Origin of the sequence: Butyrivibrio sp. AE2005 (assembly GCF_000686965.1) — a bacterium.
Taxonomy (GTDB): Bacteria; Bacillota; Clostridia; order Lachnospirales; family Lachnospiraceae; genus Butyrivibrio; species Butyrivibrio hungatei_A.
This window is the reverse complement of sequence record NZ_JMMD01000002.1, coordinates 174,193-187,847: the sequence shown is the minus strand read 5'-3', so window position 1 is coordinate 187,847 and position 13,655 is coordinate 174,193. Positions and strand designations below refer to the sequence as shown.

Annotated in this window: 13 protein-coding genes; all 13 read left to right on the top strand. The window is 41.3% G+C overall.

Annotated features, from left to right (window positions below; genetic code table 11):
* The first annotated feature begins 1 nt into the window (after window position 1).
* The 13 genes from hemZ to DL92_RS0102875 all read left to right on the top strand — a co-directional run bounded on the left by hemZ (window position 2) and on the right by DL92_RS0102875 (window position 13,655).
* The gene (gene hemZ, locus DL92_RS0102935; RefSeq protein ID WP_026666846.1) at window positions 2-1,399 is read left to right on the top strand and encodes a coproporphyrinogen dehydrogenase HemZ; all 1,398 of its coding nucleotides are present in this window, start codon (window positions 2-4) and stop codon (window positions 1,397-1,399) included.
* Between the two features lie 30 nt (window positions 1,400-1,429).
* The gene (hypB, locus tag DL92_RS0102930; RefSeq protein ID WP_026654726.1) at window positions 1,430-2,107 is read left to right on the top strand and encodes a hydrogenase nickel incorporation protein HypB; all 678 of its coding nucleotides are present in this window, start codon (window positions 1,430-1,432) and stop codon (window positions 2,105-2,107) included.
* Window positions 2,108-2,332: 225 nt separating this feature from the next.
* The gene (locus DL92_RS0102925; protein ID WP_026654727.1) at window positions 2,333-3,490 is read left to right on the top strand and encodes a GGDEF domain-containing protein; all 1,158 of its coding nucleotides are present in this window, start codon (window positions 2,333-2,335) and stop codon (window positions 3,488-3,490) included.
* Between the two features lie 119 nt (window positions 3,491-3,609).
* Window positions 3,610-5,724, top strand: coding sequence for a type I DNA topoisomerase (gene topA, locus DL92_RS0102920; RefSeq protein WP_051625210.1), 2,115 nt, complete (start codon window positions 3,610-3,612; stop codon window positions 5,722-5,724).
* 138 nt (window positions 5,725-5,862) lie between these two features.
* Entirely contained in the window at window positions 5,863-6,642 is a 780-nt protein-coding gene (gene codY, locus DL92_RS0102915) for a GTP-sensing pleiotropic transcriptional regulator CodY (protein ID WP_026654729.1), read from the top strand.
* A 313-nt stretch (window positions 6,643-6,955) separates the two neighbouring features.
* Complete coding sequence (flgB, locus tag DL92_RS0102910) at window positions 6,956-7,351, top strand: flagellar basal body rod protein FlgB (protein WP_026666844.1); 396 nt, start codon at window positions 6,956-6,958, stop codon at window positions 7,349-7,351.
* A gap of 45 nt (window positions 7,352-7,396) precedes the next feature.
* Complete coding sequence (flgC, locus tag DL92_RS0102905; RefSeq protein ID WP_026654731.1) at window positions 7,397-7,843, top strand: flagellar basal body rod protein FlgC; 447 nt, start codon at window positions 7,397-7,399, stop codon at window positions 7,841-7,843.
* A gap of 46 nt (window positions 7,844-7,889) precedes the next feature.
* Complete coding sequence (gene fliE / locus DL92_RS0102900; protein WP_026654732.1) at window positions 7,890-8,231, top strand: flagellar hook-basal body complex protein FliE; 342 nt, start codon at window positions 7,890-7,892, stop codon at window positions 8,229-8,231.
* A 46-nt stretch (window positions 8,232-8,277) separates the two neighbouring features.
* The gene (fliF, locus tag DL92_RS0102895; RefSeq protein WP_026666843.1) at window positions 8,278-9,894 is read left to right on the top strand and encodes a flagellar basal-body MS-ring/collar protein FliF; all 1,617 of its coding nucleotides are present in this window, start codon (window positions 8,278-8,280) and stop codon (window positions 9,892-9,894) included.
* Between the two features lie 14 nt (window positions 9,895-9,908).
* Window positions 9,909-10,934 (top strand): flagellar motor switch protein FliG, encoded by a 1,026-nt coding sequence (gene fliG, locus DL92_RS0102890; RefSeq protein ID WP_051199082.1) that lies wholly within the window; start codon window positions 9,909-9,911, stop codon window positions 10,932-10,934.
* A complete protein-coding gene (locus DL92_RS0102885) occupies window positions 10,927-11,802 on the top strand; it encodes a FliH/SctL family protein (protein WP_026654736.1) in 876 nt (291 codons plus the stop codon). The genes fliG and DL92_RS0102885 overlap by 8 nt, the downstream gene beginning before the upstream one ends.
* Before the next feature lie 56 nt (window positions 11,803-11,858).
* Window positions 11,859-13,178 (top strand): flagellar protein export ATPase FliI, encoded by a 1,320-nt coding sequence (gene fliI, locus DL92_RS0102880; RefSeq protein WP_442856120.1) that lies wholly within the window; start codon window positions 11,859-11,861, stop codon window positions 13,176-13,178.
* Between the two features lie 18 nt (window positions 13,179-13,196).
* The gene (locus tag DL92_RS0102875; RefSeq protein ID WP_026654738.1) at window positions 13,197-13,655 is read left to right on the top strand and encodes a flagellar export protein FliJ; all 459 of its coding nucleotides are present in this window, start codon (window positions 13,197-13,199) and stop codon (window positions 13,653-13,655) included.

The following is a 13,655-nucleotide window of genomic DNA, read 5'->3' as shown; positions in this document are numbered from 1 at the left end:
TATGATCAAGATAATTATTCCCGAAGATAAATACGGATATGATATACATTCGCTTTTTAAAGCTTTTTTTCCTGAGGAGAATGTTAAAGTCATTGTTTCTCCCGACGGAAATTACGAGGCTGAAGAAGGCGATAAAATCTATAATATAGATGTTTCCGTTTCGAAAAACGATCTTAAAAAGAATATATACAGGCTCCTTAGTCTTGAGACCAAAAAAGAGCTCCCGTGGGGGAATCTTACGGGTATAAGGCCGACCAGAATTGTTATGAACCTCATCGAGCAGAATATGAGCGATGAGGATATATTTATGTATATGAAAGACAATTATTATACGAGTGATGAGAAAACTGCGCTCAGTCTTTCGATTGCACACAGGGAAAAAGAGATATTAAAAAATATCGATTATGACAACGGTTACAGTCTTTACATCGGTATTCCTTTTTGCCCGACAACATGTCTTTACTGCTCGTTTACGTCGTATCCGATCTGCTCGTATGCGAATATAGTCGATGATTATCTTAAGTGCATAATGAAAGAGATTGATTATGTGGCTGAGAATTTCAAGGGCAAGACACTTGATACGATCTATGTCGGAGGGGGAACACCCACAACGCTTCTTCCGGAGCAGATAGAAAGGCTCCTTGGATATGTTTACGATAAGCTTGATGTGTCAAAGGTAAAAGAGCTTACGGTTGAGTCGGGACGCCCTGATTCGATCACAAGAGAAAAGCTTGCGACCATGAAAAAAATGGGCGTTACAAGAATTTCCGTAAATCCCCAGACTATGAGGGATAAGACGCTTGAACTCATCGGAAGAAGGCACACTGTAAGCCAGCTTATCGATGCCTATAATATGGCAAGAGAAGAAGGTTTTGATAATATTAACATGGATATTATCCTTGGACTTCCTTATGAAACTGCAGATGATGTCAGATATACCATGGATGAGATAAAAAAGCTTGATCCCGACGACCTTACGGTTCATTCTCTTGCGATCAAAAGAGGATCCAGGCTTGCCGAAGTTCTGAAGCAAAAAGAATTAAAAGGTGAACTAAAAGGAGATGTCTTTTCATCTATCCAAAATACTGAAGAGATGATGAAGATTGCATCCGAGGGAGCACTTTCCATGGGGCTTACACCGTATTATCTGTACAGGCAGAAAAATATAAGCGGTAATTTTGAAAATACGGGTTATGCGCGTCCGGGAAAAGCGGGAATCTACAATATACTTATTAATGAAGAAGTTCAGTCAATTGTTGCACTTGGTGCGGGAACCGTAACAAAGAGAGTGTACGGATATGACGGCAGAATAGAGAGATGTGATAATGTTAAAGATGTTAAACTCTACATGTCGCAGATTGATGAAATGATTCAGAGAAAGAAAAATCTATTTTCATAATTTAAAATTAAAAAACGGAGGTTTTATTTTATGGGAAATGTAAGAATTATAGATCTTAAAAGAAGTATTTTTGAGAGTAACGACGAGGATGCGAACAAGTTAAGAGAAGAGTTAAAAAGAAGCAAGACATTTCTTTTGAATCTAATGTCATCCCCGGGAGCAGGAAAGACAACGACTCTTTCACAGACAATATCCAAACTTAAGGATAAATACCGCATTGGCGTTATGGAAGCCGATATAGATTCAGACGTTGACGCACTTAAGATACAGGAGACGGGCGTAAAGGCAATCCAGCTCCATACCGGCGGAATGTGTCATCTTGATGCCGACATGACAAGGCAGGGTATCAATGCTCTCGGAGTAGAAGACGTTGATTTTGCTATACTTGAGAATGTCGGAAATCTTGTTTGTCCCGCGGAGTTTGATACCGGAAGTACCAAGAACGCCATGATCCTCTCTGTGCCTGAGGGAGATGATAAGCCTCTTAAGTATCCACTGATGTTTTCTATATGTGACGTGGTTTTGATAAATAAGATCGATGTCATGCCATATTTTAATTTTGACCTCGAAAAATGCAAAGAATACGTTTGGATGAGAAATCCCAAAGCCAAGATAATTCCTATATGTGCGAAGACCGGTGAGGGCTTTGATGAGTGGATTTCCTGGCTTTCTGAAAACATAGACAATGCAATCGATGGTCGGAACTAGAATTGATGCAATTTTATAATATCTACTGTTTTTGTTTAGAGAATTTTTATAAAATATGCATAAAACTGCACCAATACTCGCAAATCCTACACTGACATTTGTGTATTATGACTAAGATGTCTTGAAAAAAATAGACCCCCGTAGTAAAAATGTATAAGGGTTTTGTTTAGGAAATTGTGGCATGTGTTTCATGGTTTTTTTCTTAAACTAATAGGGGGATTTGCTATGGATATGGCGTTCTTAGGGGATTTAGTGATTAATGTCTACACATTGTTTCTGTCTCTTATGTTACTGTTCTTCCAGGAGAGGGGCAGAAAGTCACATTCCAGTGTAGCTTATATCAGGTTGATCGGAATACTGGCCATCTTGGTCGGGGTTTCCGCTTTGAGAGACGTTGCAAGTCTTTCAGACGGAAACTTCATATTCCTTTCGAAGTTGTCCAATTATCTGATATATGCCCTGGATCCGTTCAGCTTCCTGTTTGCAATTAAATATATTGACAGTTTCGTTACCGCCGATGACAGGAACGGCCGAAACGCATATATTAACCCTATTATGATCTATGCGATCTTTAACTGCATACTTGTCGCTCTCGATGCGCATCTGTCCAAAGGGTGGTTTTATATAAGCTACAAGACGGGTTATGAGAAGGGAAGTTTGTATATGTTAAGACTTTTTATGCAGATCATGTCATGTGCGATAATTTTCGCGTTTATAACTGTATATAAGAGCTACATTCACAAATGGTACGTGGCTCCGATACAAGCTCTTCCGGTTATTTTAGTCACGGGAGAATTTCTACAGTATTTTATTCCGTATATCAATTTCGCCTACGCATCTTCTGTGTTCGCGTTTATGGTTCTCTTTATCTATGTTCAGAGAAGAGATATCCATATGGATTACCTGACGGGTACGGTGAACAGGAGAGGAATAGATGCCGCGCTTCGAAGGGCTATGGCCGACAGTGCCGAGAATCCTTTCTGTGCGGTCATGATCGATATTGATTACTTTAAGCTCATAAACGATAATTTTGGACATAAGGTCGGAGATGAGGTTCTTGAGGGTATCGCGGCTATTCTTCTTAACACATTTGACAAGAAGGATGTAGTCGGAAGATATGGCGGAGACGAGTTCTGCATTATAACTCATATGACCGATGAACTCGAGATTGAAAAGAGAATTCATCAGGTTAAAAAACTTGTTGAAGATTTTGAGTGGAGCAACCGTGGTAAAATGGATCTTTCAGTGAGTGCCGGAATTGCCATTTACAGCAAGGAAATGGATATGCACGGCAAAGATTTCATGGAATTTGTTGACAGCAGAATGTATGAGGAAAAGGCGCTTCATCATCTGTCCAAGCAGGTTAAGGTGGCAGCAAATTGATAATAATTTATTAAAGGGGTTGACGAAAACTTTAAAAATGTATATTAATAAGAACGTGAGTTTTAAGCGGAACTAACATAATTAACAATTAATATATATGAAGGGGCATAATTTAAACAATGGCAAGTAGCAAGCGTACAGCGGATAAGAAAAATTCGCTTCTTATTGTTGAGTCACCCACAAAGGTTAAAGCTATAAAGAAGTTTTTGGGCTCAGGATATGAAGTTGCGGCAAGTAACGGTCATGTCAGAGATCTTCCGAGAAGTCAGATGGGGGTAGATATTAATAATGACTTCGAGCCTAAATATATAACCATCAGGGGAAAGGGCGATGTTCTCGCTACTCTCAGAAAGCAGGTCAAGAAGGCCAAGTGCGTATATCTCGCAACTGACCCGGACCGAGAGGGTGAAGCAATTTCATGGCACCTTATCTCGGCTCTTAAATTAAACGAATCAGATGTTAAGATACAGAGAGTGACATTCAATGAGATCACCAAGAATGCCGTCAAGGAAGCAATGAAGCATCCAAGAGACATTGATATGAATCTCGTTGATGCACAGCAGGCAAGAAGAGTGCTTGACCGAATGGTTGGTTACAGCATTTCACCTCTTCTCTGGTCTAAGATAAAAAGAGGCTTAAGTGCCGGAAGAGTGCAGTCTGTTGCGCTCAGGATCATAGCAGACAGAGAAGAAGAGATTGATTCTTTTATCCCCAAGGAATATTGGACACTTGATGTCAATCTCAAGATTAAAGGCGAAAAGAAGCCTATCGTAGCTCATTACTACGGAACAACCGAAGAGAAAAAAGAAATTGAGAGTAAGGCAGACCTTGATGCTATCTGCGCTTCACTTAAGGGCAAGAAGTTCAAGGTTACGGATATAAAGAAGGGCGAGAGAACCAAGAAGGCTCCGCTTCCTTTTACAACATCAACACTTCAGCAGGAAGCATCAAAATCGCTCAATTTCTCTACACAGAAGACAATGCGTGTTGCTCAGCAGCTTTACGAAGGAATCGACCTTGGAAAAGAGGGCACTGTGGGTCTTATCACATACCTAAGAACAGATTCCACACGTGTATCTGATGAAGCTGTTGCAGCTGCAAATAACTATATCTCCGAGAATTTTGGAGAAGAGTATCTTGCTTCGGGAGCAGGTGCCAAGAAGCAGGAAACTAAGATTCAGGATGCTCACGAAGCGATCAGACCTTCTTATATTGACAGACATCCTGTTACTGTAAAAGAATATCTTTCAAAGGATCAGTTCAGACTCTATCAGCTCATATGGAGAAGATTCATGGCGAGCAGAATGGCTGCCGCTAAATATGAGACAACATCGGTTAAGATAGATGCCGGAGAACATAGATTTACAATGGCTGCGTCCAAGACTGTATTTGACGGTTTCCTTAACGTATATACCGATGAGGACGATCAGGTTGAGAAGAATGTTATTTCTTCCAATCTTAATGTAGATTCTGAGCTTACATTTGAGTCATTCGATGAAGACCAGCACTTTACACAGCCGGCTCCTCATTACACAGAGGCTTCTCTTGTTCATGATCTTGAGGCTCTCGGTATCGGAAGACCAAGTACTTACGCGCCTACAATCTCTACGATCATTGCAAGACACTATATTACAAAGGAAAATAAGAGTCTTTACATCACAGAGCTTGGACAGGCTGTAAATAAGATGATGAATGACGCTTTTCCTCAGATTGTTGATGTTAACTTTACTTCCAACATGGAATCACTCCTTGACGGAATTGCCGACGGAGAAGTTAAGTGGAAGACTGTTATCAGAAACTTCTATCCCGATCTTGATAAGGCTGTTGCCGATGCAGAGAAGGAAATGGAAAAGATTCAGGTTCAGGATGAAGTGACAGATGAGATCTGCGAAGTTTGCGGAAGAAATCTTGTTATCAAGTACGGCCCTCATGGTAAGTTCCTTGCTTGCCCCGGATTCCCCGAGTGCAAGAATACCAAGCCTTACTATGAGAAGATAGGTGTACAGTGTCCTAAGTGCGGCAAAGATATCGTAATGAAGCGCACAAGAAAGGGACGTATTTTCTACGGATGTATCGACAATCCCGAGTGCGACTTTATGTCCTGGGCAAGACCTGTTGCAACTAAATGTCCTAAGTGCGGAAGCCTTATGGTTGCTAAGAGCAGCAAGTTGGCATGCACAAATACAGACTGCGGATTTGTGTGCAACAAGGACGAACTCGAGAAGAAAAACTAGTTGATTGAATATTTAGAAAAATTTAGATTTTTTTCATAATTGTAGGCGCTTTATTGTTTGAAGCGCCTATATTTTTATGCTAAGATTACGTTAAGACACCGTGTAAACATTTCTTTTTGATAATAGAAGGAGATTCTTATGAGTAGTGTTCAACTACTGGATAAAACCCGAAAAATCGGAAAACTGCTTCATAACAGTAACTTGGGTAAAGTGGTATTTAATGATATCTGCAGGGTTTTATGTGATATTCTCTCATCAAACATGTTTGTCATCAGTAAGAAAGGAAAGGTTCTTGGAATCGGAGAGAGTGCCAGCGTTGAATCGTTAAGCGGATTGCTCGTTGACAGCGTAGGTTCTTTTATCGACCCGATGCTCAATGAGAGACTTCTTACCATTCTTTCAACAAAGGAGAATGTCAATCTCGAGACTCTTGGTTTCGAAGGGATTGACAGCAGTAAATTTCAGGCGATTATTACTCCCATAGAGATTGCCGGAGAAAGACTCGGTACTCTTTTTATCTATAAGACGGATAAACCTTATGATATCGATGATATTATTCTGTGTGAATACGGAACGACGGTTGTAGGACTTGAAATGCTCCGCGCAGTAAATGAAGAGAATGCGGAAGAGAGCAGAAAGCTTGCGGTTGTAAAATCAGCGATCGGAACATTGTCATTCTCCGAGATGCAGGCAATCATCCATATCTTTGATGAACTTGACGGAATGGAAGGTGTGCTTGTAGCAAGTAAGATCGCGGACAGAGTCGGAATCACAAGAAGCGTTATCGTCAATGCCCTCAGAAAATTTGAGAGTGCCGGCGTTATCGAATCCAGATCTTCGGGAATGAAGGGAACATATATCAAAGTAATTAACGATGTTGTCTTCAGTGAGATTAAGAAACTAAAACAAGAGATGTAATTGTCCGATATATATAAAGAACAGCATAAAATACGGATAGTATCAGTGATGAAGGGATTTATCGAAAGGTAGACCCCTTCTTTTATTTGGATAAAAAATAACATAGAAAAACGTTTGTTTAATATTAATATTAATTTTTATGTTTAATTAAGTTGTGTTTAAAATAAGTTTTCGTACTTCATTTAGTAGTTAATTTTGAAATTAGGCACAATATAAAGTATATTTTACTTGTATTTTAGCTAAAAAAATTCTATTATAAATATAAGTATGATACATAAAGTGTACCCATCTTTATGATTTAAGGAGGAAGAAGATGATCAATAGCAGTGTTTTTGATTATATCAATGTCTTGGATAAGGCTTCTGACGCGTCTTGGACAAGAAATGAGATTATCGCGAACAATATAGCGAATGTAGACACTCCGGGGTACAAGAGACAGGACCTGAATTTTGAGGATGAGCTTGAGAGAGCACTCGGACATTCAAGATACAGGACCATGGACCAGAAAGTTTCGGATTTAAAGGATAAGCATTTAAAAGCAAGAGTTGTCAACGACTACTCGAATTTCTCTTACAGGACCGACAGAAATAATGTTGACATAGATACTGAGAATGTCACACTTGCAGCTAATCAGATTAAATATCAGGGACTTATGGCAGGACTTAATTCTGAGTTCAAGAATCTTCTTGCTGTTACTAAGTCTTCGTAATCATTCATACATTATTTTTTATTTATTTCATAGGAGGTAACCGGTATGAGTATTTTCGATTCTTTCAACATCAACTCATCAGGAATGACTGCTCAGAGATTCAGAATGGACATTATCTCTGAAAACATTGCCAACGCAAATACAACAAGAACACAGGATGGAACTCCTTATGTCAGAAAGGTAGTTACATTTGCAGAGAAAGGTTCACAGACTCCTTTTTCAAGGATATTGAACGAAAGACTTGACCACTATTCGGGAAGAGGTGTCAAGGTTACTAAGGTTCAGGATGACACATGGACACAGATGAATATTGTCTACGATCCTTCACATCCCGATGCCGATGAAAACGGATATGTGACTTATCCAAATGTCAATACGGTTACAGAGATGACAAACCTTATTGATGCAAGCAGATCTTACGAAGCAAATGCTACAGCTTTCAATGCAAGCAAGAATCTTGCTACCAGAGGTCTTGAGATAGGAAACGGCTGATACGGTATGGTTTAAACTAAACCGTTAATTTTGGAGGTAGTATTTAATGGCTTCACTTGATATATCACAACTTAGGAATGTAACTTCACAGGCAATCAAAAATGCAGAGAAGACAAACAGCAGAGTCTATAACGTTTTGGGGAACAATGATGACTCGGCAAACTCTTTTTCTTCGATCTTTGATCAGGCTGTGCAGAACATAAATACAACAAATGCATATCTTTCAGATGCCGAGAATGAAGAGATAAGATGGGCTCTTGGCAAGACTGACAATACGCATGACCTTACCATCGCGCTTCAGAAGGCTCAGACAGCGCTTCAGTATACGATTGCTGTGCGTGACAAGGCCCTGGCTGCATACAGAGAGCTGACACAAATGCAGATCTGATCGCTCATTTTTAATAGTTTTTTAGTTTTTTTGGGAGGGAGAATAAATGGCTGACAGGTTTAAAGAGCTGTGGCAGAAAATTCTCGATTGGTGGAACAAGTTTACAGCGAAACAAAAAACGCTGGTTGTTGGAGCGGGGACAGTAGTTCTTCTCACACTTATCATCTTGTTATCTGCTTTGAATCAGCCTCAATATGTTCTTTTGGCGAGTGCCAATTCTACAAAAGAGGCATCGGAGATCAAGGACCTTTTGGACTCAAACGCCATCAACTACAAGATGTCTGATGACGGTCTTGACTTTAAGGTTCTCAAAAAAGATCAGGCTAATGCCAATCTTCTTTTAGGTGCTAATGATATACAATCATACGCATACAGTATCGACAACGTAACTAACGGAAGTTTTTCCACGACAGAATCAGACAAGCAAAAAAAGTATGTGGTTTATTTGGAGAAGCAGCTGGAGTCTGACTTTATCCAGAATTTTACAACGATTGACGCTGCGCATGTTCAGTTGCATATACCGGATAATGACGGAACCCTTATCGGAAATAAAGAGGAAGCTTCCGCAACCATTATGCTTGAGATTGCAGAGGGAGCGGAGTTTACCGAGGATAATGCCGCATTCCTTGCAAAAGCGGTAGCGAAGGCTTTGGGTAATTCGGATACAAAGAATATTGTAATCGTAGACAACCAAAGTAACCTTCTTTTTTCGGGAGATGAAGATTCTACCGTTACGGGACTTGCAAGCACACAGCTTTCGCTTAAGTCCAAGGCTGAACAGATTGTAAAAAACGAAGTTAAAAAAGTTATACTTGGAACCAAGTTGTATGACGCAGTTGAGGTTGCAAGTAATCTTGATATGGATTTTTCTCATGAAGAGGTTGTTCAGCATGACTACACACCGGCTGAAGATCAGACTCAGGGTGTGCTCAGTCATGAGGATATCTATACCGCAGAAAACGTAAATGGCATCAGTGGTATACCGGGAACGGATACAAATGCCGATGATGAGACTACATACGTAACTCAGGACAATAATAACTCAAGTTCAAATATCAACGAGGAGTCGAGAGATTATCTTCCGAATGAGAAGATAACAACAACTACAAATCAGCCGGGTGCTGTTAAATACGCATCTTCTTCGATATCCGTTACAGCGATCAACTACGTTGTTATGAATGAGGAAGATTACAACAGCGCAGATCATGAAAATCTTACATGGGCTGAATTTAAGGCACAGAACAAAACTCCTTCAACAGAGGAAGTTCCCGAAAACATCGTGAATGTTGTTTCCAAGGCTACGGGAATTCCTGCTGAGAATGTTGCTATAGTGGCATCTACGGAGTACATGTTTTTTGATAAGACAGGATCTTCGGTAACGCTTTCGGACATCCTTCAGATAGTTCTTATCCTTGTGATCTTGGGGCTTCTTGCATTTATCATCATAAGGAGCATGTGGACGACCAAGAAGACGGAGGAAGTGGAAGAACCCGAGCCTTTGTCTGTTGAATCACTGCTTGAGTCACAGCCCGAGGAGCTTCTCGAAGATATCGAGATGGATACGGGATCAGAGACAAAGAGACTTATCGAGAAATTCGTTGACGAGAATCCCGAAGCGGCCGCAACGCTTCTTCGAAACTGGTTGAACGAAGACTATACATGATGGGGTGAAATAATATGGATATAGGGTCAAATCCTTTAACTTCGGATTTTACCGGCACACAAAAAGCGGCGATTCTCCTTATTGCATTGGGACCGGAGAAATCATCCGCCATATTTAAGCATCTGAAAGAGGAAGAAATCGAGGAACTTACCCTCGAGATCGCCAATACAAGAAGCGTTACTTCGCAGATCAAGGAAGCAATCCTTGAAGAGTTCTACGGAGTCTGCCTTGCTCAGCAGTATATCGCAGAAGGCGGTATCAATTATGCTAAGGAGCTTCTTGAGAAAGCTCTCGGTGAAGATAAGGCTCTTGATGTTATCAGTAAACTTACAGCTTCGCTTCAGGTTAAGCCCTTCGAGTTTATCAGAAAGACAGAACCTTCTCAGATACTTACATTCATTCAGGATGAGCATCCGCAGACGATCGCACTTATATTGTCATATATGTCACCGTCTCAGAGCGCAATGGTATTGTCGGCTCTTCCGCCTGACAGGCAGGCTGATGTTGCAAAGCGTATCGCATCCATGGACAGAACAAGTCCGGATACCATAAAGGAAGTGGAAAAAGTGCTTGAATCAAAGCTTTCTTCTCTTGTAAACCAGGATTACACAATCATTGGCGGCGTAGATGCTGTTGTAGAAATCCTGAATACGGTAGACAGAGCTACAGAAAAGCATATCATGGAGACTCTCGAGATCGAAGAGCCCGAACTTGCAGACGAGATCAGAAAGAAGATGTTTGTGTTCGAGGATGTTCTTCTTTTGGACGACAGATCCATTCAGAGAGTGCTGCGTGAAGTTGAGAACAGCGATCTTGCTCTTGCATGTAAAGGTGCTACGGAGCAGGTTCAGAACGCTATTTTCAACAACCTTTCAAAGCGTCTTGCAGCCATGATACGAGAGGATATGGATTTCATGGGACCTGTTCGTATGAAGGATGTTGAAGAAGCTCAGCAGAAGATCGTCAATGTCATCAGAAAGCTTGAGGATTCCGGTGAAATTGTAATCTCCAGAGGCGGAGGTGATGAGCTAATTGTCTAATCTTTTTAAAGCCGGCTTTGTGAGTTTTGATCAGAGCGATGCAAGAATAATAGATAATAACGATCTTTCAAACAGAAAGATTGAGGCATATCAGGAAAGGGAACTTAAGCGTCAGAGAACCAGAATGATGCAGGAGGAAGGCTACGAAGAGGGCGAGGGTGTTGAAGATTTTGTTCCGGGGATAGGACTTGAACAGATCGATCAGCTTACTCAGGACCAGAATATGCTGGGATCATTTCCGGACCCTCAGTTTGATATGGAAGCCATGCAGGCTGAGATAGACCTTAAACTCCAGCAGGCTCAGGAACAGGCCGAGATGATTATAAATGATGCACAGCAACAGGCTGAGAATATCAGAAATCAGGCTATGGATCAGGGAAGACAGGAAGGGTATGACGCCGGATATCAGGAAGGCCTTGCTGCTGTTGAGCAGATAAAACAGGAAACGCTTCAAAAGCAGGAAGAACTCGACAAAGAGTATCAGCAGATCGTCGATGAACTTGAACCTGAGATGGTTGATGTGCTGACTCAGATTTATGAGCATGTTTTCGGTGTTGATCTCAGGGAAGATAAAGGAATCATACTTCATCTTCTTAAGAATACGCTTTCCAGAATCGAGCCCGGTAACGACCTTATCGTGCATATTTCCCCCGATGATTACGACGATGTTATGGATGAAAAAGATTCTATCGACGCATGTATTTCTTCTCCGAGTACGACTATGGAGATTATCGAAGATCCGCTTCTTAAGAAAAATGAATGCATGATAGAATCGGACAGCGGTGTTTTTGATTGCAGTCTCGGAGTTGAGCTTTCTGAGCTCACAAGAAAACTCAGACTTCTTTCTTTTGACAGAAAGAAAAGATAAAGAGTAGGTTATAAATTATGCTCACATCTTCAATTGATATATCTAAATACAAGAAAATGCAAAATGCTCCTTATTATCGCATGAGGGGCAAGGTTGTCAATGTTATCGGTCTTACTATCGAATCGGCGGGACCCGATGCGAAACTCGGCGATATCTGCCTTATTTACCCAAAGAAAAAAGACAGCGAATCTGCGATTAACATTGATGCTAAGCCTGCAATGGCTGAAGTTGTGGGATTTAAGGACAATCACGTTCAGCTTATGCCTTATGAGAATGTAAGTGGCATAGGAAACGGAAGTATCGTTGAGAATACGGACTCACCGCTCAGAGTAAATGTGGGCGAAGGACTTCTTGGAAAGACACTTGACGGACTTGGAAGGATTGACGGTATTTCTTACGGACATGGAACCGCACTTGAAGGCGGAGTTGCATATTCGGTTGAGAATGAACCGCCGGATCCCATGACAAGAGACCCGATTTCGGATGTTCTTCCGCTTGGCGTTAAGGCGGTTGACGGCCTTTTGACAGTCGGGAAAGGACAAAGAATCGGAATCTTTGCGGGCTCAGGTGTTGGTAAGAGTACACTCCTTGGTATGTTTGCGAGAAATACCCAGGCGGATATAAATGTTATCGCGCTTATCGGAGAGCGTGGCAGGGAGGTTAGAGAGTTCATCGAAAGAGATATGGGTGAAGAAGGTATGAAGCGCTCGATTGTTGTCTGCGCGACTTCCGACAGGCCTGCTCTTGAGAGACTTAAGGCAGCCAAGACGGCTACTTCGATAGCTGAATATTTCAGGGATAAAGGTAAGGATGTCCTTCTCATGATGGATTCTCTTACCCGTTTTTCAATGGCTCAGAGAGAAATAGGACTTGCGAGCGGCGAACCGCCTGTTTCAAGGGGGTATCCGCCCAGTGTATATGCTGAGATGCCTAAGCTTCTTGAGAGGGCCGGAAAGTCAAAGAAAGGCTCGATAACAGGTCTTTATACCGTTCTTGTTGACGGTGATGACATGAACGAACCTATAACGGATACCGCGAGAGGTATTCTGGACGGGCATATAGTGCTTAACAGAAAACTTGCACAGAAGAATCATTATCCGGCTATAGATGTTCTTGCGAGTATTTCAAGATGTATGTCCGCAATCGCTGATCCGGAGCACAAGAAGGCTGCAGGAAAGCTTAAAAATGTCCTTGCCACCTATAATGACGCCGAGGATCTTATAAATATAGGCGCGTACAGAATGGGGGCAAACAAGAACATAGACTATGCGATATCCAAGATTGAAATGGTAAATGAATTTCTTTTGCAGGAGACTGATGAGAAATTCTCGTTTGAAGAGATCAGGAATCAACTTATAAATATGTTCAGATTTTGATAAATCGGCGGTTTTATTATGGCAAGATTTGTCTATAAGATGCAGAGCATCCTGAATATCAAGGAAAAGACCGAAGGGCAGGTTAAGATGGAATTTGCCGCAGCCCAGGCGGAGCTTAACAAGCAGTACGATATTCTGGATGAGTATGTAAAAAGAAAAGAGAATTACCTTATCGAAGCTGAGGAGCTTAGAAACGAAGCGAGTCTGAGACTTCAGGATATATTGGATAATCAGTATGCCACTGCTCAGATGGATGTTATGATTGCTTCCCAGTCGAGGGTAATCAAGGAATATGAAGCTGAGGTCGAAAAAGTCAGAGTAAAGCTTACAAGAGCCATTCAGGAGAGAAAAATGCAGGAGACCCTTCGCGACAGGGCTTATGCGGAGTATCTCGAGGAAGAAAAGCAGGAAGAAGCCAAAGAGAACGACCAGAGAAGTAGTTTCACATACGGACAGAGACAACAGGAGAAGAAGTAA

Coding starts and splice junctions, on each gene's coding strand:
- hemZ (WP_026666846.1), top strand. CDS start 2: ATGATCAAGATAATTATTCCCGAAGATAAATACGGATATGATATACAT.
- hypB (WP_026654726.1), top strand. CDS start 1,430: ATGGGAAATGTAAGAATTATAGATCTTAAAAGAAGTATTTTTGAGAGT.
- DL92_RS0102925 (WP_026654727.1), top strand. CDS start 2,333: ATGGATATGGCGTTCTTAGGGGATTTAGTGATTAATGTCTACACATTG.
- topA (WP_051625210.1), top strand. CDS start 3,610: ATGGCAAGTAGCAAGCGTACAGCGGATAAGAAAAATTCGCTTCTTATT.
- codY (WP_026654729.1), top strand. CDS start 5,863: ATGAGTAGTGTTCAACTACTGGATAAAACCCGAAAAATCGGAAAACTG.
- flgB (WP_026666844.1), top strand. CDS start 6,956: ATGATCAATAGCAGTGTTTTTGATTATATCAATGTCTTGGATAAGGCT.
- flgC (WP_026654731.1), top strand. CDS start 7,397: ATGAGTATTTTCGATTCTTTCAACATCAACTCATCAGGAATGACTGCT.
- fliE (WP_026654732.1), top strand. CDS start 7,890: ATGGCTTCACTTGATATATCACAACTTAGGAATGTAACTTCACAGGCA.
- fliF (WP_026666843.1), top strand. CDS start 8,278: ATGGCTGACAGGTTTAAAGAGCTGTGGCAGAAAATTCTCGATTGGTGG.
- fliG (WP_051199082.1), top strand. CDS start 9,909: ATGGATATAGGGTCAAATCCTTTAACTTCGGATTTTACCGGCACACAA.
- fliI (WP_442856120.1), top strand. CDS start 11,859: ATGCAAAATGCTCCTTATTATCGCATGAGGGGCAAGGTTGTCAATGTT.
- DL92_RS0102875 (WP_026654738.1), top strand. CDS start 13,197: ATGGCAAGATTTGTCTATAAGATGCAGAGCATCCTGAATATCAAGGAA.